The sequence below is a fragment of the Kribbella sp. NPDC104218 genome, from assembly GCF_055584105.1.
The window spans coordinates 1-19,785 of the sequence record NZ_JBVJMQ010000006.1; the positions used below are offsets into that span (position 1 = coordinate 1).

Consider the following 19,785-nt stretch of genomic DNA (forward strand, 5'->3'; position numbering starts at 1 on the left):
CCCCCCCCCCCCCCCCCCCCCCCCCCCCCCCCCCCCCCCCCCCCCCCCCCCCCCCCCCCCCCCCCCCCCCCCCCCCCCCCCCCCCCCCCCCCCACAACCCCCCCCCCCCCGGGACGTACCTGCCGCGGTGTGGTTGCCGGCGCCCGGGATCGACGGTTCGTGCGTGCGGTGCGGCCAGGTGTGGCCGTGCCTGAGTTGCGGTCCCTGAGGTGGCGGTGATCGGACAGCGGCGGCAATCCGACAGCCGTTGCGCATTGACCACCTAGTTACGGAGCCTCTCTACTTAATCCACTCCCCACCGCCCCGGAGGTCCACCATGCGTTCACGGTGCCTTGCCGCCGTCCTCGGCTTGCTGTTGTTACTCGTCGTCGGCGGCGCCCAGACCGCGCAGGCCGCGAACATCCTGACCAATCCGGGTTTCGAGACCGGCTCGCTGAGCGGCTGGAGCTGCTCCGGCGGCTCGGTCGTCAGCAGCCCGGTCCGTAGCGGCGGCTACGCGCTCAACGGCGCGGTGTCGAGTTCGGACTTCGCGCAGTGCAGCCAGACGGTGTCCGTCCAGCCGAACACGGCGTACACGCTGTCCGGCTGGGTGCGCGGTTCCTACGTCTATCTGGGGGTCACCGGCGGATCCTCGACCTGGACGCCGTCGGCCGCGAGTTTCACGCAGCTGAGCGTCTCCTTCACCACCGGCGCCAGTCAGACCTCGGCCCAGATCTTCGTCCACGGCTGGTACGGCCAGCCGGCGTACCAGGCCGATGACATCAGCCTGGACGGTCCGGGCGGCAATCCGAACCCGGCGACGCCGGGGGCGCCGGGCGCGCCGTCCGTGACCGGTACGACGAACAGCGCGATCTCGCTGAGCTGGGGTGCGTCGAGTGGCACGGTCACCGGCTACCGAGTCTATGAAGGAGCTTCCGTTGTCCAGACCGTCACCGGGACGACGGCGACCGTCAGCGGGCTCGCCGCGTGTACGAGTCACTCGTACACGGTCGCGGCGTACAACAGCGTCGGTGAGTCGGCCAAGTCGGCCGCTGTGTCGGCGGCGACGACCGGCTGTACGAACACCGGGCTGCCGAAGCATGCGCTGATCGGCTACCTGCACGCCAGCTTCGCCAACGGCTCCGGGTACGTGCGGATGGCGGATGTGCCGAGTGAGTGGAACATCATCAACCTGTCCTTCGGTGAGCCGACCACGCCGACCTCGGGGGACATCCGGTTCAACCGCTGCCCGGTGGCGGAGTGCCCGAATGTGGAGAGCGATGCGGACTTCCTGGCCGCGATCAAGGCCAAACAGGCCGCCGGGAAGAAGGTGCTGCTCTCGATCGGCGGCCAGAACGGTCAGGTCTCGCTGACCACTCCCGCGGCCCGGGACGCGTTCGTGAACTCGGTCGGCGCCATCATCGACCGCTGGGGCCTGGACGGTCTGGATGTCGACTTCGAGGGCCACTCGCTCTACCTGGACCCGAACGACACCGACTTCCGCAACCCGACCACTCCGGTCGTGGTGAACCTGATCTCGGCGCTGAAGTCGCTCAAGGCGAAGTACGGCGCGAAGTTCGTGCTGACGATGGCTCCGGAGACGTTCTTCGTCCAGATCGGCTACCAGTTCTACGGCCCGGGGACGAACGGCGGTGACAACCGCCGAGGCTCCTACCTGCCGGTGATCCACGCGATGCGGGACGCACTGACCGTGCTGCACGTCCAGGACTACAACTCCGGCCCGGTGATGGGGCTGGACAACCAGTACCACACGATGGGCGGCGCGGACTTCCACATCGCGATGACCGACATGATCAAGGCCGGCTTCCCGGTCGGTACCACCGGGCACACCTTCCCCGGCCTCCGGGAGGACCAGATCGCGTTCGGCGTCCCGGCCGCGACCAGTGCCGGTAACGGGTACACGCCGCCGGCGCAGGTGCAGGCCGCGGTCAACTGCCTGGTCAAGGGCCAGAGCTGCGGCGGCTACACGCTGCGGGGCGGCATCTCACCGGCGTTCCGCGGCCTGATGACCTGGTCGATCAACTGGGACAAGTACTACAACTGGGAGTTCCGCAACAGCCACGCCCCGTTCCTCGCCGCCCTCCCGTAACACGGCGGTTGCAGGCCCTGGCCTGAGGCTCGGTCCGTGCCCGCCCCCCGGACCGAGCCGGGCCAGTGGACAGCTGATCCCTAAATGTGGGTTCGCGCTGGTATGAAGGAGGTATGACTGCGTCGACTTCCCGCCCGGTGATCCTCACCGTGGACGACGATCCGGGCGTTTCCCGGTCCATCGCCCGTGACCTGCGCCGGCGGTACGCCGAGGACCACCGGATCGTCCGGGCGGAGACCCCGGCCCAGGCGCTGGAGGCCCTCAAGGAGCTCAAGCTCCGGGGCGAGCCGGTGGCCTTGCTCCTGGCTGATTACCGCATGCCCCAGATGTCCGGTATCGAGTTCCTCGAAGCCGCGATGGACCTGTACCCGCTCGCCCGGCGCGTCCTGCTGACGGCGTACGCCGACACCGACGCCGCGATCCAGGCCATCAACGTGGTCGACCTCGACCACTACCTGCTCAAACCGTGGAACCCGCCGGAGGAGAAGCTCTACCCGGTGGTCGACTCGATGCTCGACCTCTGGAAGTCGACGCCGGTGGCGTCGTCGGACGAGACCCGGGTGATCGGCCACCGCTGGTCGGCGCCGTCCTTCGTGGCCCGCGACTTCCTCGCGCGGAACGCCGTCCCGTACCAGTGGCTCGGTGTGGACGACGACGAGAGCAAGCGGCTGCTGGAGGCCGCCGGTGTCGACGGGACGACGCTGCCGGTCGTCATCACCCCGGACGGGTCAGTACTAGTGGCCCCGAGTGAGGCGGAGCTCGCCGACAAGGTCGGTCTGGCCACGCATCCGACTGAGGAGTTCTACGACCTCGTCGTAGTCGGCGGCGGCCCGGCTGGGCTCGGTGCGGCCGTTTACGGTGCCAGCGAGGGGCTGCGGACGGTTCTGGTCGAGCAGGTCGCTACTGGCGGCCAGGCAGGTCAGTCGAGCCGCATCGAGAACTACCTGGGCTTCCCGGACGGCGTATCCGGCGCGCAGCTCACCGACCGCGCCCGGCGACAGGCGGTCCGTTTCGGCGCCGAGCTGCTGACCGCCCGACAGGTAGTAGGGCTCGAGACCCTCGGCTCTGCCCGCAGACTGAAGTTCTCCGACGGCAGCGAGATCTCCGCGCATTCCGTCATCCTCGCGACCGGTGTCGCGTACCGGCAGCTCGATGCGCCCGGTATGGACGACCTGTGCGGCAGGGGCATCTACTACGGCGCCGCAACGACCGAGGGGCCCAACTGCGCCGGCCAGGAGGTCTACATCGTCGGCGGGGCGAACTCCGCCGGTCAGGCCGCGGTGTATTTCTCGAAACACGCAGCACGCGTGCATATGCTGGTCAGAGGTCCCTCACTCGAGGCGACCATGTCGTCGTACCTGATCGATCAGATCGCCGGCATCGACAACATCGAGGTGCACACCTGCACGCAGGTGGTCTCCTGCAAGGGTTCGGAACACTTGGAGCGCGTGACGCTGATCGACAGCGCCTCCGGGGAGAGCCGGGAGGTGGACACGGAGTGGATGTTCGTGTTCATCGGAGCGGCCCCGCGGACGGACTGGCTGCCCGGCGACCTGCTGCGCGACGAGCGCGGCTTCGTGCTCACCGGTCCGGATCTGCGCGGACGGCCGCCGGGCTGGGCCCTGGACCGCGACCCCTACCACCTGGAGACGAGCATGCCCGGCGTCTTCGCCGCGGGGGATGTGCGGGCGGAGTCCGTCAAGCGGGTCGCCTCGGCGGTCGGTGACGGCGCGATGGCCGTGACCTTGGTGCACCGATACCTGGAGATGCTCTGATGACTGCTGAGACCGCAGTGCCGAACGAGGACGCGGGCGAGCTGCGCCGGATGACGCGGGACGAGCTGCGCACGCTCTTCCTGTTCGAGGCGCTGTCCGACGAGCAGCTCGACTGGATCGCGCGCGAGGGCTACGTCATCCACGTCGAGGAGGGGCGTGTCTTCCAGGAGGGCGCGGAGGCGACCTGCTGCTACATGCTGCTTTCCGGGGCGCTCCGGATGTGCAAGCTGCTGCAGGGTGAGGAGGTCGAGACCAACCGCAGCTCCCAGCGCGGTGTCTACTCCGGTGCTTTCGGCGCGTTCTTCGGGGACGACGACCACAGCAACACCTACAACGCCTCGATGTACGTGCTGGAACCGTCGGACTTCTACGTGATCGACGCCCGCACCATGGCCGGCATGATCAGCACGTGGTTCCCGATGGCGGTGCACCTGATCGAGGGCTTCGTGATGGGGACGCGGCGCAGCAACGAGACTGTCGGCCAGCGGGAGCGGCTGCTGGCGCTGGGCTCGCTGTCGGCCGGTCTGACCCACGAGCTGAACAACCCGGCCGCCGCCGCGGTGCGCGCTGCCGCGACGCTGCGGCAGCGTGTGGCCGGCATGCGGCACAAGCTGGCGATGCTTGCCGACGGCACCCTCGACGCGACCAAGCTGCACAAGATCGTCGCCATCCAGGAGGACGCCGTCGAGCGGGTCGCCAAGGCGCGCGACATGTCCGCGATGGAGCAGAGCGACGCCGAGGACGAGCTGTCCGACTGGCTCGACGACCACGGCGTCCGGGACAGCTGGGACGTCGCACCGGTGCTGGCCGCCGTCGGTCTGGATGCGCCGTGGATGGAGGGCGTCCGGGCAGCCGTCGGCGACGAGTACCTCGAAGGCGCCGTCCGCTGGCTGATGTACACGATCGACACCGAGTCGCTGATGAACGAGATCGACGACTCCGTCACGCGCATCTCCACTCTGGTCGGCGCGGCCAAGCAGTACTCGCAGATCGACCGCACGCCCTACCAGGTCGTCGATCTGCGCGAGCTGCTCAAGTCGACGCTGGTGATGATGTCGGGCAAGCTCGCAGGGCTGACGGTCGTCAAGGAGTTCGACCCCGAGCTGCCGCAGATCCCGGCGTACGCCGCCGAGCTCAACCAGGTCTGGACGAACATCATCGACAACGCCGTCCAGGCCATGAACGGCGACGGCACCCTGACCCTGCGGACGCGGCGCGACGGTCAGTACGCCGTCGTCGAGATCGGTGACACCGGCCCCGGCATCCCGGCCGATATCCGCACCCGCATCTTCGAACCCTTCTTCACCACCAAACCCATCGGCGAAGGCACCGGCCTCGGCCTCGACATCTCCTGGCGGATCGTGGTCAAGAAACACCACGGCGACCTCCGCGTCCACTCCGAACCCGGTAACACGACCTTCACGATCGTCCTCCCGATCAACCCCGAAGCCGAGATCCAGGCCCAGGCCGACCTGATCAGCTGAATTCCGTGGACAGCCGCTGACCGGCTCAGGATGATCGAGCGCGTGGATCATCCTGAGATTCGGTTGGTGGAGCTACCGGCGGCCGCAATGACGGCGCTACTGGCTGGGGACCTGGCCGGCGCCCGGGCCATCGTCGGGGTCGAGCTGGGGGAGCTGTTCGTCGACGAGCGGGCGAAGTGGTTGTGGAACTACCGCCTGCAGCAGCTCGAGCGAGAGCCGGAGGCGGCCGCGTGGATCGCCCGGGCGGTGGTTGCTGAGCCGACCGGAGCAGTGGTCGGCTACACGGGCTACCACGGCCCGCCTGATGAGCGCGGGATGGTAGAGGTCGGCTACACCGTCGATCCGGCGTACCGGCGCCAGGGCTACGCGACGGCGATGTTGCGGGCGCTCCTGGAGCGAGCCGCGGCGGAGCCCGCCGTCCGGGTCGTGCGGGCCTCGATCAGCCCGGACAACGTGGCGTCACTGGCCACAGTCGCCAAATTCGGGTTCGTGCAGGTCGGCGAGCAGTGGGACGAGGAGGACGGACTGGAGCTCCTGTTCGAGCGGCCGGCCGGGTTCACCTTGGCGCAGGTCGAGGACATTCACGACCGGCTGGGCAACGCGTCGACGCTGCCGGCGTACCTGGGTGCGTTGCGGGCGGTAGGAGTGCTGACCAGCGATTCGTACCTGACTGATGGGCGGACGACGTACTACGGCGCGGGCGGGTTCTCGGTGACGACTGAGCCCGCGCATGAGGTGTTCGAGGTGGCTGCGACCAGTGACCAGGCCGCAGTGGTCGAGCTGTTGCAGCAGGTCGAGGCGGGCGTGGTGTCGTACGTCGAGATGTCGCGTGGGCTGGCCGGCCTCGGGGTGGAGAAGTGGACGTTCGACACCGAGGCGCTGACAATCACCTACTACGACCGGGCCGGGCAGGCGCTGCTGTCGGAGCGGCTCTGATCAGCGGATCTGTTGGGTGGCCTCGACGTCTGTGATGGCTGCGCGGGTGGCGTTGGCGAAGGTCCAGAACGGGGTGAGTGTGGTGTTCTTGCGCTCGGGGCGGGTGTTGGTGCGGAACATCGCCTGGCGTAGTGGAGTGGTGAGCTCGAGCTGGGCGCCGGCGCCGAGGAGGGTGCGGTTGGCGATGTTGGCCGGGTCGTCGCCGTTCAGGTCGGGGACCGAGGCGGCGTCGATGGCGCGCACGCCGGCTGCGTTCAGCCGGGTCAGCAGGCGGGCTTTGAGGGCCGCGCTGCGGCCGCCGACGAGGACGGCCTGGGTGCCCTCGGGGAGTCCGGCTTGGGCGGGTTTGCAGCCGTGCAAGCCGATTGCGTTCAGGGAGCCGGCGGCCAGGGAGCGTGCGGTGTGGTCGTCGCAGTTGGTGGACTTGACGTGCAGGTCGCCGTTGCCGGTAGCAAGTAGCCCCTCGAACATCCAGTAGTCGTGGAGCGGGCCGGTCGGAGTCAGGTCGGCGGGGTGGTAGCCGGCGATGGCGAGGCAGAGTTCCGACGTACCGGTCTCGATGCCGCCGCCGTGCGGCGCCAGGATCGCCGTCCGCTGGACGCCGTACCGCTGGGTGAGGTGGTCGTCGAACCACTCGTGCCGCCGCGATCGGCGGGCGTAGTGGTCGCCTTCGGTCAGCGCCGGGTCGGCGTACAGGGCGGTGTTGGAGGGGTACTTGTCGGCGGCGACAGCGGCGGTTGCGGTCAGGCCGTGGGTGCCGACTGCTGCGACGACCGCCATGCCCAGGAAACCTCGTCGTGAACTCTGCACGCCGTCCACTCTGGAGTCGGCCGCCGCGCTGCGTTTGGTGTGGCGGCGTGTCGGTAGATTGACGGGGTGAGCTTTGAGGTGGATGTGCGGGCGGCGTTTCGGCGTGGGGACAGCGCTGAGGTGATGCGGATGGCGGGCGCGGAGCTGGAGCGCGCTCGGGCCGCAGGGGACGCTGCGGGGGAGGTAGAGGCGCTGTACGCGATGTCGCGGGTGTCGATTCGTGCTGACGACCTGCCACGAGCTACCGAGCTGGCCAGCGAGGCACTCGGGGTGGCGGAGCGGTCTGGCGACCGGCGGCTGGAGGAGCGGCCGCGGCACGTGCTGGCCGGTGTCACCCGGATGGCGGGCGATTTCGCGCGAGCGCGCGAGCTGTACCTGGAGAGCATCGCACTGAACGAGGAGCTCGGGCAGCCGGAGATGGTCAACTCCGAGTACCACAACCTGGCGTTCGCCGAGCTGAACCTCGGGAACCTGCCCCGGGCCCGCGAGCTGTTCCTCGCCGGGCGCGAGCGCGTCTTCCGCCAGGGCTACGACTCCTTCCTCCCCTACGTCTGCGGCGCCGCAGCCGCCCTCGCCTCCGCCGAAGGCGACCACCCGTACGCCGCCCGCATGGTCGGCCTCACCGACTCGGCCTACGCTGCCATCGCCCAAATCCCCGACCCCGACGACGCCCTCGAACTGGCCGCCGTCCGCACCAAAGCCCTGGCCGCCATCGGCGAAGTCCAATTCCAAGCCGAGTACGCCATCGGCGCAGCCCAAACCCCGGCAGAAGCGCTCAGCCCGCGCGCTTGAGCCGTCTGGTCGCGAGCACCCAGGTGGTTGCGGTGATGACCACACCGGTTGTTACGGCGACTGCAACTGCGAGCCAGGCCGCTGGCGCCGCCACGACCTCCGCGATCAACCAGGCGAGGGTGCCACCGACGAGGCCGGTGGTCAGGCAGTCGGTGCTGCGCCAGCGGGCAGACGCGCGGGAGCCCGGCGGCCAGTAGAGGACCGCGGCGGGCAGCCAGAGTGCGACTGCGGTCAGGAACGCGATCACAGGCGGGTAGAGCGCGGCGTCCAGCGGCGGTTTGTACTGCAGGCTCTGGATCACCGCCAGCGCGGTGATCAGGCTGCCCAGCAAGGAGGTCTGCAGCAGAGTCAGGGACTCTTGCCGTGCCCGTCGTACGTCGTCGACAGCGGCCTTGGTCAGGTTGAGGACGTGATCCGCCCGGTCTGCAGCGGCCGCCAGATAGGTGTGCTCCAGGTTGGCCTGCTCCAACGTCCAGTCGATCAGCTGCTGGTCGCTGTCCAGTACGGCCATCGCTCGGGACATGTTCCGCTGTGCCGCTCGTACTGTGCCGTCAAGTGAGCGCAGTCTGCTGGTAGCGACGAGCAGACCGGTGCCGCTGGTCTGAAGCCCGGTCAGGGCGCGGGCGGTCTCCCGTAGCCGCTCCGGCGGCACCGTCCCGCGCTCGACGGCAGCAGCGAGTGCGGTACACAGGGCGTCGGCCTCTGCAGCCAGCGCCCGTAGTTCGGGGAACTCCCGGACGAGCACGGCCTGCTCGTAGCGCAGCTTCGCGGCATGGAGGAGGTAGCGAGTGAAGGGAACCAGACCAGGGGTTTCGTCACTCCAGAGCCAGCGGTCCAAGCTGGCCTCCGCAGCGACCGGCGACAGCGCTAGTAGGCGTCGATGCGTTCCCGCTGCGTCGTCCGCGCCCAACGGAAGCTCCCACAGGCAGATGCCGTCGTGGAGCAGCACGGCCTGCTCCTCCCAGCGGCCAGCGGGGACAGCCGGCACCTGCTCGTGGTAGGCGCGCGCGGTGGCGGCAGCTGTGTCAGACGAGGTCAGCGCCTTCTTGGTCTGGCCGATGAACAGCGTGGCGGAGCCGAGCGCGCCCTCAGGCGGCTGCCAGCGTTCGGAGAGTTCTGCCCAGGAGACGTGCGGGCGTGGGGCGAGCATGACGCTGACTGTGATGACATCGTGCGTCTGGACGACGATGGCCTGCTCGACGCCCTCTCCGCCTGCTGCTCGTGCGCCGAGCACGGTCAGGCGCTCTCGGGTGGTCGGCGGCTGCAGGTCTGTCGGCAGACCAGGCACCGGTTGGTCCAAGCCGAGTTCGGCGAGGTCAGTCCAGAGCTGCGACAACGCGGCCGGCGAACGGCGGACGTCGTCCACCGCGAACCACAGGTGGGTCAGCAGCGCGGGCTGCAGCGGTGCCTCACTCATCGGGCTGGTCGGGAGTCAGTCGGTCGACCAAGGTGTTGAGCAACTCGGCGACGTGCTCGGGCACGGTCCGGGTCTGGTCGACCGCGGCGATGTCGGGGTTGATCGGCGTACTGACGCGGGTGGGGCCGAGGAGGGCGAGGCCGGTGACGTCGCGGCGTACACCGGTCAGATCGCCGCTGTCGAGGCTGTGGGTGATCTGGGTCAGCAGGCGCTCGATCTGTGCCCAGCCGAGCGCATCTGCCTGCCAGTGCCGCACCTCCGCCAGCAGCTGCCGGTCGAGCCGGTGAGTGTCCACAGCTGTCTACCTTTCCGAGGCGCCGAGATGAATATAGGCGGCCCAGCTGGAGACGGCCTCGGGATTTGCTGCGCGGAGCTGTTGGACCGATTCGGCCAGGATGCGTGCGGCGTCCGACGTTCGCGGCGCGGTCGTGCCGCCGTTGGTCAGCCGTTGGTAGAACGCGTCGGCCAGCACCAGTGCGGTGGCGTCGGGCACTGGCCAGAGGGTGCCGATCACCTGTCGGTAGCCGGCGGTCTGGAAGGCCGAGGCGAGATGAATGCCCTGGTCGGCGAGCATGCCGGTGGCGAGCGCCGTCACGCAGGCCGACAGGAACGCCAGCTCGGCCCCTGGCAGCTCCCACTGCTCGATGACTGCCACCGTCAACGGATCGCTCTCGTAGTCGGGCAGCATCAGCAGACTCTCACCCGGATCGCTGACGCTGAACACGCCGTGGCAGGCGAAATGCGCGATGCGGTGCCGCGGCAACGCCGACCGGACGCGCGCAAAGGTCGCATCGATCAGTTGCTCGGACCCGGGAATCAGCTCGGCGATCAGGTGTGCTTCGCGGACGCTGTGCGGCAACCGCGCCTGGCCGGGCAGCTCCGGTACCGCGACGACGGCTGCGGTGTCGGCCGCCCCGCCGTCCGCAGGCCGGCGGGCGAACTCGAGGGCTCGGATGGTCGTGACTGAGGACGAGACCGCGCGATCCAGGACCGATTGGCCAGCCTCCAAGTGCCGACCGGACGCATGTAACGGCAGAGTGGCGAAGTCACCCAGGGCGTACCACCAGATCTGCGGCTGCTCGGCCACGGGCTTCGGCGTACAACCGAGGTACTGCATGATGCGTGCGGTGACGTTGTCCCAGGTCCACTCCAGGACTTCACTGATGGCCCGCTGGGCGTCGGCCGCGCTGCTCGGCGTGGTCGCGGCGGCGACCCACGCCTCGACCAGCTTGAGGCCGGACTTCAGTGCGGTGTGACGACCGCTCAGCTGCAGCGGAAGGACCTCTACGCCATCGGCGGTGACGATCAGCGCGTCACTGCGCCACTCGGTGTTGTAGAGCATGACGATGGGCCCGTCGTGCGCCTGCCGGCGCAGTCGGTCGAAGCTCATCGGGCACAGGTAGGTCTCGTTGCCAGGCAGCTGTCTGATCTGGGCGATCAGCTCAGTCAGCCGCTCGGTGACGGCCTCGAGATCGGCAGTCAGCTGCGATGTTGCGGCGTCGGTCGGTTGCCCGCCCCACAGGGCGTACTCCAGGTCCGCCTGCCGCTCGCGCAGCTCGGCGACCTCAGCTGCGAGCTGTGGGGCCGCACGCTCCGCAGCACGGTGATCCTGTCGTTGCTGCAGCACTTCAGCCTGCAGGACGCCGCGGAACTGCTCGGCGAGCTCGACCGCCCGCTCAGGATGTCCGGCCAGTACGGCGCACGCGGCTGCGTCCTGTGCGAGGCCATCGAGAAACGTCTGCCGGAACTGACGGTCGCCGCGTGACAAGACCCGGGGACTCAGAGCGGCTGCAACGGCCAGAGCCTCCTCGAAACAGGCCAGCGCGCGGTCAGGCGCACCCTGTGCGAGATGTGACGCCGCCAGCCCGCGGTAGGCCCCGAGCCGGGTGACTGTCATCGCCGGCAAGTCGATCGCCTGCTCGTAGAGCCACCGGGCTTCCGCCGCCATGCCAAGGTTCTGCAGGGCAGCTCCGGTCATGGACAAGACCTCTGGGAGGAGGAGTTGGTCCGGCGGGAGCAGCGCGAGCGCTTCGTGGCCCAAGGCAGCTGCGCGGTGGTTGGCATCGTCGTCGTGCAGAATCCGCCCTCGAGTTTCCAGCGCGTGGGCGAGCAGTAGCAGCACGCTGGGCCGGAGGAGATGGTTGGTAGGTGTCTCAGCGACGGCCAGCTCGCCGTACTGGACGGCGTCCCGGATCAGCTCCTCGTCGAAGCCGAGCTCGAAGCGCGCCTCACAGACTTGACTGATTGCCTGCAGGAGCGAGACGCGGCCCGGGTGCCCGGCCGGCAGCATGGCCAGGGCGGTCCGGCCGAGCTCGAAGGCCTCTTCCAGCGCTTCGTTGGCGTAGCCGCGTTCGGAGTACTGCTTGAGGGTCATGACCAGGTTGCAGGCGACCATCGACCAGTTGGTGTGGCTGGGGTCGAGGGTGTTGAGCGCCTCGGTGCCGATGGCGAGGGCCTCTTCGAGGATCTCCAGCTCGCTCGTCCGGGCGTACTGGACTTGGAGCGCGGCGTGCAGGTTGGTGAGGTAGCGGAAGCGATCGTCTTGTTCGCTGCTGGCGTGCAGCGCGTCGCGGCCGAGCTGCACTGCTTCGAGGAGTGCTGAGAGGTCGCCTGTCCGGAGGAAGACGTTGCGACGCACGATGCCGAGGTTTCCAGCGGCCTTCGCCCAGGTGGGGCTGCCCGCGGGTAGCGCAGCGACGGCTTGCCGGCCGAAGTGTTCAGCCAGCTCGAGCACTTCGTACGGGGCACCGGCCCGGTAGGCGTGGAACAGCCCGGTGGCGTAGCCGGTCAGGAGCGAGCTGTAGTACGGGTGCTCGACGGGTGTGGTCTCGACGGCCGTCGTCCAGAGCTCGATGGCGTCGTTGAGCTCTTCTGACGCGCCGGTGTAGAGGTGCAGGGTGAGCGTCGTGTTGGCGAGCGTGTTGAGGACCATGGGGAGGTCTGCGTCGGTAGCTCCGAAGACCGCCTCCTGGCCCGCTGTGACGGCCTCCTGGAGTACGTCGACGTCACTCGTCTGCATGAACCATTGGCGTCCCAGTTCGCTGAGCGCCAGATGGCGGTTCGTCCAGTAGGTGTCGCCGGGCCGGGTCAGCGCCGCTGACGCCCGGGCCGCGTCGAGCGCTTCGGCGAGCAGAGCAGGGTCAGGGGAGTGTACGTACGCCGTGCGTAGGGCGGTGGTGAGATTCGCCAGGAGGAGTGCCTGTCCGGCGCTGCTGCCGCCGAGAGCGGCTGCGTCGCGGTACAGCACAATCGCTTGCGCCAGCACGGCACGGTCGCCCGTGGACGCGTACTGGCGCATCAGCTGGTCAGCGCGCGCGGTCAGCGCATACTGCCGAGATTCCCCCACGTTTCGATGCTAACGACGGACGGGTGTCCCCGCCCGCGTTCGACGGCGTGTGGGGAGTCAGCGGAGGGCTGTGCCTTGGGCGTGGGTGAGGAGGGTGAGGTCTTGGCGGGTGGGGAGGGACTCCCAGTCGCCTAGGGCTGTTACGCAGAAGGCACCGGAGGTGGTGGCGCGGTCGAGGCGTTCTTCGGGGGTGCGGTTGTCGAGGGTGGCGGAGAGGTAGCCGGAGACGAAGGCGTCGCCGGCGCCGATGCTGTCGAGGACGGTGACTTGGAGGGCTGGGCGGTGGAGGGTGCCTGATGTGGTGTGGGACCAGGCGCCTTTGCCGCCGGCGGTGACTACTACCTCGGTGGCGGTGGTGAGGAGGTCGGCTACGGGGTCCTCGGCGTCGGTGAGGATGTCGAGTTCGTCGTCCGAGGCGAAGACGGTGTGGATGTGGGGGAGGAGCTCGCGTAGCGCGGTCGCTTCGGACCGGGACCAGAGGCGGGCGCGGTAGTTCACGTCCAGGGAGACCTGGACGCCGGCGGCGGTGGCTGCCCGGACGGCGGCCAGGGTGGCGGCTCTGGTCGTCGGGGAGAGGGCGGGGGTGATGCCGGTGACGTGCAGGAGGCGTGGGGTGGTGGCTTCGAGCGCCCGGGTGCAGTCGGCCTCGGTGAGGGTGGAGCCGGCGGAGCCGCGGCGGTGGTAGCTCACGCGGGTGATGTCGTGCGACGGCTGGTCGAAGGCGATGAAACCGGTGAAGTTGGCGTCGTCGAACCGCATGTGGGTGGTGTCCACGGCCTCGGCCCGGAGCGTGCGCTCGATCAGGCGGCCCGGCTCATCGTTGCCTACAGCACCTAACCACGCCGCGGCGTGCCCGAGCCGCGCGACGCCGATCGCGACGTTCGTCTCCGAGCCGGCGATCGACAACTGCGCGTCACCCCCGAGACGCATCGCGCGGGCTGTGCGGAGGGAGACCATCGTCTCGCCGATGGTCAGCAGATCGGTCATTGTCCGGCTCCGGATCAGAGGTTGAGGGCGGTGCGGAGGGTGGTGGCTCGGGTGGTTAGGGCGGGGAGGGGGCCGCCGGTGGCGGCGTTGCCTAGGAGGGGGGAGCCGATGCCTACGGCTAGGGCGCCGGCTTCTAGGTAGAGGGGGGCTGTGGTGGCGTCGATGCCGCCTACGGCGATGAGGGGGGCTTGGGGGAGGGGGGCGGCTAGTTCGCGGAGGTAGGAGGGGCCGTGGGTTTTGGCGGGGAAGATCTTGATGGCGGTGGCGCCCAGGTCTAGGGCGGTGACTACCTCGGTGGGGGTGAGGGCTCCGCAGAGGAGGGGGAGGCCTAGGTGGACGGCGCGGTGGGCGCCTTGGGTGATGGCGGGGGTGACGGCGAAGGTGGCGCCGGCGGCGGCGACCTGGTCGGCCTGGGCGGCGGTGAGGACGGTGCCGGCGCCGATCAGGATGGTGGGGTTGTGGGTGGCGCGCGCCTGGGCGATGGCGGCGCCGGCGTCCGGGGTGGTGAGGGAGATCTCGAGCGCGGTGACGCCGGCTTCGACGAGGGTGTCGACACAGGCGATCGCGGTGGCGGCGGAGTCGGCGCGGATGATCGCGAGCAGTTTGCGGGTCCGGAGCTCGGCTAGTAGGTCCATGGGTCCTCCTGGGGTTTCACGTTAAGACATAGGACGTCAGATGTTCTCTGGTCTGCGCGCGCGATAGGCGATAAATTACCCAGCGAACAGCCCATGAGGTCGTTCACTTTCCGTTCCTTTGGAGGCATCCGCCCATGCCCACACGACGACTCGCGCTGCTGTTGGCCGCCGCACTGCTGGTGCCGGCCGTCAGTGCCCAAGCCGATCTGCAACCCGCCGCGATCACCCAGACCGTGCTGTTCAACAAGGGGGACGCCGGCTACGGCTGCTACCGCATCCCCGCGATCGTGAAGACGAAGACGGGTGCGTTGCTCGCGTTCGCCGAGGCCCGGCGGACGTGGTGCGACGACTCGCAGGAGATCGACCTGGTGCTGAAGCGCTCGGACGACGACGGCCGCACCTGGTCGGCCGCGAAGACCGTGCTGTCCGGCTCCGACACCGACCCGAACGCGCCGACCACCCGCGGCAACCCGGCGCCGATCGTCGACCTGGAGACCGGCCGGGTGGTGCTGCTGACCACGATGGACCCCGGGACGTCGAGCCGCCCGCGGACGCCGTACGTCCAGTTCAGCGACGACGACGGGAAGACCTGGAGCAAGGCGAAGAACATCGCCGACCAGATCGACGACCCGGCCTGGGGCTGGTACGCGACCGGGCCGGTGCACGGCATCCAGCTCACCCGCGGCGCGCACGCCGGCCGCCTGGTCGCCGGGACCAACTACGACGTCGGCGGTAAGGACGCCGCCCAGCTCGTCTACAGCGACGACAGCGGCGAGACCTGGCACAAGGGTGCGACGGACCTGCGGACGGACGGCGCGACGCCACAGGAGATCAGCGTCGTCGAGAAGGTCGACGGCGGCGTCCTCGCGATGGCGCGCAACAACGCCGGCGGCCCGGGTGCGAATCGGATGACGGCCGTCAGCAACGATGGCGGCCAGACGTACGCCGCGCCGTACGCGACGGTCGCCGGGCTGACGACGCCGGTCGTGCAGACCTCGCTCCAACGGCTGCGGGCGGTCGATCGCGGTGACAAGTACAACCGGATCCTGTTTGCCGGGCCGGCCGATCCGGAGCGGCGCCGGTACCTGACGATCCGGTCCAGCTTCGACGAGGGCAAGACCTGGCAATCCGTTGCCGACGGCACCCGAATCACCAGCGACTGGTCCGGATACTCCGATCTGGCGATCCTCGACACCGGCGAGATCGGCCTGCTGTACGAAGGCGGCTCGGTCGACGCGCGCGACCAGATCCGCTTCGCCCGCTTCACCGAGAACGACCTCGGCCACCCGGACGCCCCGCTCGGTACGACGACGCCCGACGTATCGGGTCTCGGGAACCACAGCTACCTGCGCGGCGGCACGACGTCCGTCGCCGGGAAGTTCGGCCAGGCGCGCGATCTCGACGGCGTGGACGACGCCATCCAGCTCCCGTTCGCCGAGTCGCTCGCGGTCGGGGCTGGTGACTTCACGGCGATGGCGTGGATCAATTACGGCGCGAGCACCGGGCCGCAGGCGATCTTCTGGGGGTACAACATCAACGAGTACTCGCAGTTCTGGCTGCGGGCCGAACCCGCCGACAGCCGGATCCGCGGCCTCATCACGACCGGCGGCAAGACGGCCGTCGTCCAGACAGCCAAGGCCTACAACGACAACGCGTGGCATCACGTGGCGTTGCAGCGCAAGGCCGGCACGCTGGCGATCTGGGTGGACGGCGCGCAGGTCGCCACCGTCGCCGCGCCCGCGGGCTCGGTCAGCCCCGGGCGGCCGTTCAAGATGTATGTCGGGCAGCGGATCGACGGCGTACACCACTTCGACGGCGCGTTCGACGAGGTCCGGCTCTACAAGCGGGCGTTGACCGCGGCCGAGATCGGCAGTATCCGGACGACCAACAGCACCACCGTGCCGAACGTCGTCCTGGACCTCCCGCTCGGCTGACATCAGACCGGCCTGGCGGTGAGCGTCAGCCGCCAGGCCAGGTCACCACTCGCCGGGACGACGGCGGCGTCACCCGGCCCGGCCTCCGCCAGGTCGAACACCCTCCCCAGCATCGGCTCGACCCCCAAGCTCCGGTACGGCGCCCCGGCCGGAAAACCGCCCAGATTCCGCCAGAGCGCGGTCGAGACCGGTTGCCCCGGGCAACTCAAGCTCAACGTCAGTTCAGCCCCGCGATCACGCACGGTCGACGAAGCGCAGTCGACGAGCACGGCGCCAACCGCCGTCCCGTCGGACGGCCCATAGGTCCCAAGATCAATCCCGCCCGGCCGCGGCCAGGCCCGGGTCACCCACGGGGCACCCGACGGCCACGGGTCGGGCAGGAGCGGAGCGGCTTCGGGGTAGAGGCGGCATTGGGTGCCGTCGGCAACGGAGATGGTTGCGCCGACCTCGCAGTCCAGCAAGGCATGGGCGGCCCAGATGAAGCGGTAGCCGGGTGACGCGGTCAGGTGGTAGTCGACGGCAACTGTGTCCGCAGTCGTGGTGAACGTGCGGGTCAGCTGAGCTTCCTGATAGGTGACCGCATCCGACCAGGGCTGGTTCCAGAGGGCGCCGTGGTCGGGGGTGCCGCGGACGGTGGGAAAGCACTCGTCGAGGCCGCCGGCGTCGGTGAAGACGGTGTGGCCGGCGCGGGGGCCGTCGATGAGGCCGGGGTCGGCCCAGAGCCACTCCCGGCCGGCCAGGTGGAGTGAGGTCCACCGGCCGCCGTCCAGTGCGTCGATCGTCACCATTCGGCGAAGGTGCCGTCCGGTTGGGTCCAGACCGGGTTTCGCCAGGTGTGGCCGAGTTTGTCGGCCTCGCGGACGGCGGTCTCGTCGACGGTAATGCCCAGACCGGGCAGCGGGTTGTACTCCGCGTGCCCGTTCACCCAGGTGAAGGGGGTGGGATCGACGACGTACGAGGTGAGGTCGTTGGCGACGTTGTAGTGAATGCCCCGGCTCTGCTCCTGGATGAGGAAGTTGGGGGTGGCGAAGGAGACCTGCAGGCTGGCGGCCAGCGAGATCGGGCCGAGTGGGCAGTGCGGCGCGAGCATGGCGCCGTGGGTGTCGGCCAGCGCGGCGATCCGTCGCAGCTCGGAGATCCCTCCGGCGTGCGAGACATCCGGCTGGACGACGGCGATCCCGGCGTTCAGCGGGCCGGCGAAGTCGGCGCGGTGGTACAGGCGTTCCCCAAGCGCGACCGGGACCGTGGAACTGCGGACGACGTCCGCGAGATGCAGCATGTGCTCGGGCAGCACCGGCTCCTCGACGAACATCGGCGCGAGATCCTCGACCGCATGCAGGATCCGCCGCGCGCCGGCGACGCCGACCCGGCCGTGCAGGTCGATGGCGACGTCCCGGGTATCGCCGAGCGCGGAGCGCGCCGCGCTCAGCCGCGCGACGATGTCGTTGATCTCGGCAACCGATGGGGACGGCGAGATCCGGCCGCTGCCGTTCATCTTCACCGCGGTCATCCCGGCCGCGACCTGCTCGGCGACCTGGTCGGCCACGGCCGCCGGCTCGTCACCGCCGACCCACGCGTACACGCGGGCCCGATCCCGGACCCGGCCGCCGAGCAGCGCCGACACCGGAGCGCCGTACACCTTGCCCGCGATGTCCCAGAGCGCGTGGTCCAGCCCGGCGACCGCGCTGCTCAGAACGGGCCCGCCGCGGTAGAAGCCGCCCTTGGTGAGGGTCTGCCAGTGCCGTTCGATCTGCAGCGGGTCCTGCCCGATCAGGTACTCCGACAGGACGTCGATCGCCGTCCGCACCACCTCGGCGCGCCCCTCGACCACCGGCTCGCCCCAGCCGACGACGCCGTCGCTGGTCTCGATCCGGCAGAACAGCCAGCGCGGCGGGACCAGGAACGTCTCGATCCGTTCGATCTTCATCCGCGCCGCCCGCGCCGCGTGCCGCGCACCTCGGTGAGGTCCTCGGCGGCCTTGGCCAGCAGCTCGCGCATCGCCTGCTCGGCGGCGACCGGGTCGTGCGCGCGGATCGCGTCCAGGACGCGGCGATGGCTCGGCACCGGGTCGTCGGACGGTTTCACCTTGTGTACCAGGCGATCGCGATCGGCCAGGCCGGTCTCCATGATCACTTCCATCTTGGTCAGCAGCTCGTTACCCGTTGCCGCCAGCAACGCGCGGTGGAAGGCGAGATCGGCGGCCACCGCGGCATGGTCGTCGGACGCCGACTCCATCGCGGCCATCGCGACGTCCAGCGCCTCCAGGTGCGACTCCTCGGCGCGGAGCGCGGCCAGCCGGGCCGCGGCCGGCTCGACGATGCCGCGCACCTCGTGCAGCTCCTCGAGCAGCTCGGGCCGGACGTCGGAGTCGCTGAAGTGCCAGCGGATCATGTCCGGGTCGAGGAGGTTCCAGTCCGTCCGCGGGCGGACGAACGTGCCGCGCTTCTGCCGCGCGTCGACCAGCCCCTTGGCGGTCAGCACCTTGAGCGCCTCCCGGACCGCGGTCAGACTGACCCCGAGGTCGGCCTGCAGATCAGGCACGTTGATGGTCGCGCCCTCCGCGATCTGCCCGGAGAGAATGCGCTGCGCCATCACCTCCACGATCTGTCCGTGCAGGCCCCTTTGAATCCCCGCCACACTGCTCTCCCTCATGCCGAGTCCTTGACCGCGGACCAACCGCCGTCGACCACCAGGCTGGCGGCGGTGACGTACGACGCCTCCGCCGACAGCAGGAATGCCACTGCCTGCGCCACTTCGTCCGGCTGCCCGAGCCGGCCGGCGGCCGTCGCCTTCGCGCTCCGCGCCAGGTCCTCCGGGCCGTACCGGTCCCACGCCTGGGTCTTGATCGGGCCGGGCAGCACCGAGTTCACCCGGATCGAGCCGCCGTACTCGACGCCCAGCTCGCGGGCGAGCGCGACCAGCGCGCCCTTGCTCGCCGAGTACGCCGCGTGCCCGGGGATGCCGGCCAGCGCGTGCACCGACGACACCAGGACGACGGAACCCTGCCGGGCGGCCAGATCCTCGTGCAGCGCGCGGAAGCCGAGGAACGCGGCGCTGAGGTTCACGTCGAGCTGCCGCTGCCAGGACTGCGGGGTCAGCTCGTGTGCCGGCCGGACGTCGGAGACGTAGGCGTTGCTGACGAAGCCGTCGATCGGGCCGAGCTCGTCGCGGCCGCGGGACACCACCTCCGCCCAGGTGTCCGGGGACGTGACGTCGCCGACGATGCTGAGCGCTCTGCCCGGCACCTCGCGGGACGGCTGGATGTCGACCTGCACCACCGCGGCGCCCTCGGTCAGGGCGCGCTCGGCGCAGGCTGCGCCGATCCCCGACGCGGCACCGGTCACCACGATCACCCGCCCAGCCAGCCGCACGCGTGCCTCCTTCGACGTCTCTCCTACCCAAGCACGTGGGCAGGGCCCTTACAACGATTGACCAACCTGCGGCGAGCGCCGGATCAGTTGATCGTGATCGGCTGATCACGTCAAGCTATTTGCTCGTAATTTACGAATTAATATTGACACTCGGGATCGCTCGCCGCAAGATCGTCGGCAACACACCACTCACTCGACTGGCACGCTGG

16 protein-coding genes are annotated in these 19,785 nt (G+C 69.6%); 6 read left to right on the plus strand and 10 right to left on the minus strand.

The features are described 5' to 3' along the window. The first annotated feature begins 316 nt into the window (after positions 1–316). The 4 genes from ACZ6ZD_RS35660 (at position 317) to ACZ6ZD_RS35675 (ending at position 6,284) form a co-directional block, all read left to right on the plus strand. Positions 317–2,089 carry a chitinase gene (locus ACZ6ZD_RS35660; protein WP_465678868.1) on the plus strand — a complete coding sequence of 591 codons (1,773 nt, stop codon included), beginning with the start codon at positions 317–319 and terminating at the stop codon, positions 2,087–2,089. A gap of 113 nt (positions 2,090–2,202) precedes the next feature. After that, positions 2,203–3,864, plus strand: coding sequence for an FAD-dependent oxidoreductase (locus ACZ6ZD_RS35665; RefSeq protein ID WP_465678869.1), 1,662 nt, complete (start codon positions 2,203–2,205; stop codon positions 3,862–3,864). Further along, a complete protein-coding gene (locus ACZ6ZD_RS35670) occupies positions 3,864–5,348 on the plus strand; it encodes an ATP-binding protein (RefSeq protein WP_465678870.1) in 1,485 nt (494 codons plus the stop codon). The genes ACZ6ZD_RS35665 and ACZ6ZD_RS35670 overlap by 1 nt, the downstream gene beginning before the upstream one ends. 42 nt (positions 5,349–5,390) lie before the next feature. Then, complete coding sequence (locus ACZ6ZD_RS35675) at positions 5,391–6,284, plus strand: GNAT family N-acetyltransferase (protein ID WP_465678872.1); 894 nt, start codon at positions 5,391–5,393, stop codon at positions 6,282–6,284. On the opposite strand, the gene ACZ6ZD_RS35680 is transcribed toward ACZ6ZD_RS35675, so the two are convergent. Next, complete coding sequence (locus ACZ6ZD_RS35680) at positions 6,285–7,064, minus strand: poly-gamma-glutamate hydrolase family protein (RefSeq protein WP_465678873.1); 780 nt, start codon at positions 7,062–7,064, stop codon at positions 6,285–6,287. A gap of 96 nt (positions 7,065–7,160) precedes the next feature. On the opposite strand from ACZ6ZD_RS35680, the gene ACZ6ZD_RS35685 reads away from it, so the two are divergent. Continuing rightward, positions 7,161–7,886, plus strand: a complete 726-nt coding sequence (locus ACZ6ZD_RS35685) for a hypothetical protein (RefSeq protein ID WP_465678874.1) — start codon at positions 7,161–7,163, stop codon at positions 7,884–7,886. Here the strand turns inward: ACZ6ZD_RS35685 and ACZ6ZD_RS35690 are convergent. Genes ACZ6ZD_RS35690 through ACZ6ZD_RS35710 form a run of 5 tightly spaced genes read right to left on the minus strand, consistent with a single transcriptional unit; the run spans position 7,870 to position 14,271 of the window. Further along, positions 7,870–9,303 carry a CATRA conflict system CASPASE/TPR repeat-associated protein gene (locus ACZ6ZD_RS35690; protein ID WP_465678875.1) on the minus strand — a complete coding sequence of 478 codons (1,434 nt, stop codon included), beginning with the start codon at positions 9,301–9,303 and terminating at the stop codon, positions 7,870–7,872. The genes ACZ6ZD_RS35685 and ACZ6ZD_RS35690 overlap by 17 nt on opposite strands. Continuing rightward, positions 9,296–9,598, minus strand: a complete 303-nt coding sequence (locus ACZ6ZD_RS35695; protein ID WP_465678877.1) for a CATRA system-associated protein — start codon at positions 9,596–9,598, stop codon at positions 9,296–9,298. The genes ACZ6ZD_RS35690 and ACZ6ZD_RS35695 overlap by 8 nt, the downstream gene beginning before the upstream one ends. A gap of 6 nt (positions 9,599–9,604) precedes the next feature. Then, positions 9,605–12,649: a CHAT domain-containing protein gene (locus ACZ6ZD_RS35700; protein ID WP_465678878.1), complete on the minus strand. Its 3,045-nt coding sequence runs from the start codon at positions 12,647–12,649 to the stop codon at positions 9,605–9,607. A gap of 57 nt (positions 12,650–12,706) precedes the next feature. Continuing rightward, positions 12,707–13,636, minus strand: a complete 930-nt coding sequence (locus ACZ6ZD_RS35705; protein WP_465678879.1) for a sugar kinase — start codon at positions 13,634–13,636, stop codon at positions 12,707–12,709. 14 nt (positions 13,637–13,650) lie between these two features. Next, a complete protein-coding gene (locus tag ACZ6ZD_RS35710; protein ID WP_465678881.1) occupies positions 13,651–14,271 on the minus strand; it encodes a bifunctional 4-hydroxy-2-oxoglutarate aldolase/2-dehydro-3-deoxy-phosphogluconate aldolase in 621 nt (206 codons plus the stop codon). A 134-nt stretch (positions 14,272–14,405) separates the two neighbouring features. On the opposite strand from ACZ6ZD_RS35710, the gene ACZ6ZD_RS35715 reads away from it, so the two are divergent. Next, positions 14,406–16,205 carry an exo-alpha-sialidase gene (locus ACZ6ZD_RS35715; RefSeq protein WP_465678882.1) on the plus strand — a complete coding sequence of 600 codons (1,800 nt, stop codon included), beginning with the start codon at positions 14,406–14,408 and terminating at the stop codon, positions 16,203–16,205. Between the two features lie 2 nt (positions 16,206–16,207). On the opposite strand, the gene ACZ6ZD_RS35720 is transcribed toward ACZ6ZD_RS35715, so the two are convergent. Genes ACZ6ZD_RS35720 through ACZ6ZD_RS35735 form a run of 4 tightly spaced genes read right to left on the minus strand, consistent with a single transcriptional unit; the run spans position 16,208 to position 19,576 of the window. Beyond that, a complete protein-coding gene (locus ACZ6ZD_RS35720; RefSeq protein WP_465678883.1) occupies positions 16,208–16,993 on the minus strand; it encodes a hypothetical protein in 786 nt (261 codons plus the stop codon). Next, the gene (gene dgoD, locus ACZ6ZD_RS35725; protein WP_465678884.1) at positions 16,987–18,132 is read right to left on the minus strand and encodes a galactonate dehydratase; all 1,146 of its coding nucleotides are present in this window, start codon (positions 18,130–18,132) and stop codon (positions 16,987–16,989) included. Before dgoD ends, ACZ6ZD_RS35720 begins: the two co-directional genes overlap by 7 nt. Further along, positions 18,129–18,857: a FadR/GntR family transcriptional regulator gene (locus ACZ6ZD_RS35730; RefSeq protein ID WP_465678886.1), complete on the minus strand. Its 729-nt coding sequence runs from the start codon at positions 18,855–18,857 to the stop codon at positions 18,129–18,131. The genes dgoD and ACZ6ZD_RS35730 overlap by 4 nt, the downstream gene beginning before the upstream one ends. Continuing rightward, positions 18,854–19,576 (minus strand): SDR family NAD(P)-dependent oxidoreductase, encoded by a 723-nt coding sequence (locus ACZ6ZD_RS35735; protein ID WP_465678887.1) that lies wholly within the window; start codon positions 19,574–19,576, stop codon positions 18,854–18,856. The genes ACZ6ZD_RS35730 and ACZ6ZD_RS35735 overlap by 4 nt, the downstream gene beginning before the upstream one ends. Between the last annotated feature and the right edge of the window lie 209 nt (positions 19,577–19,785).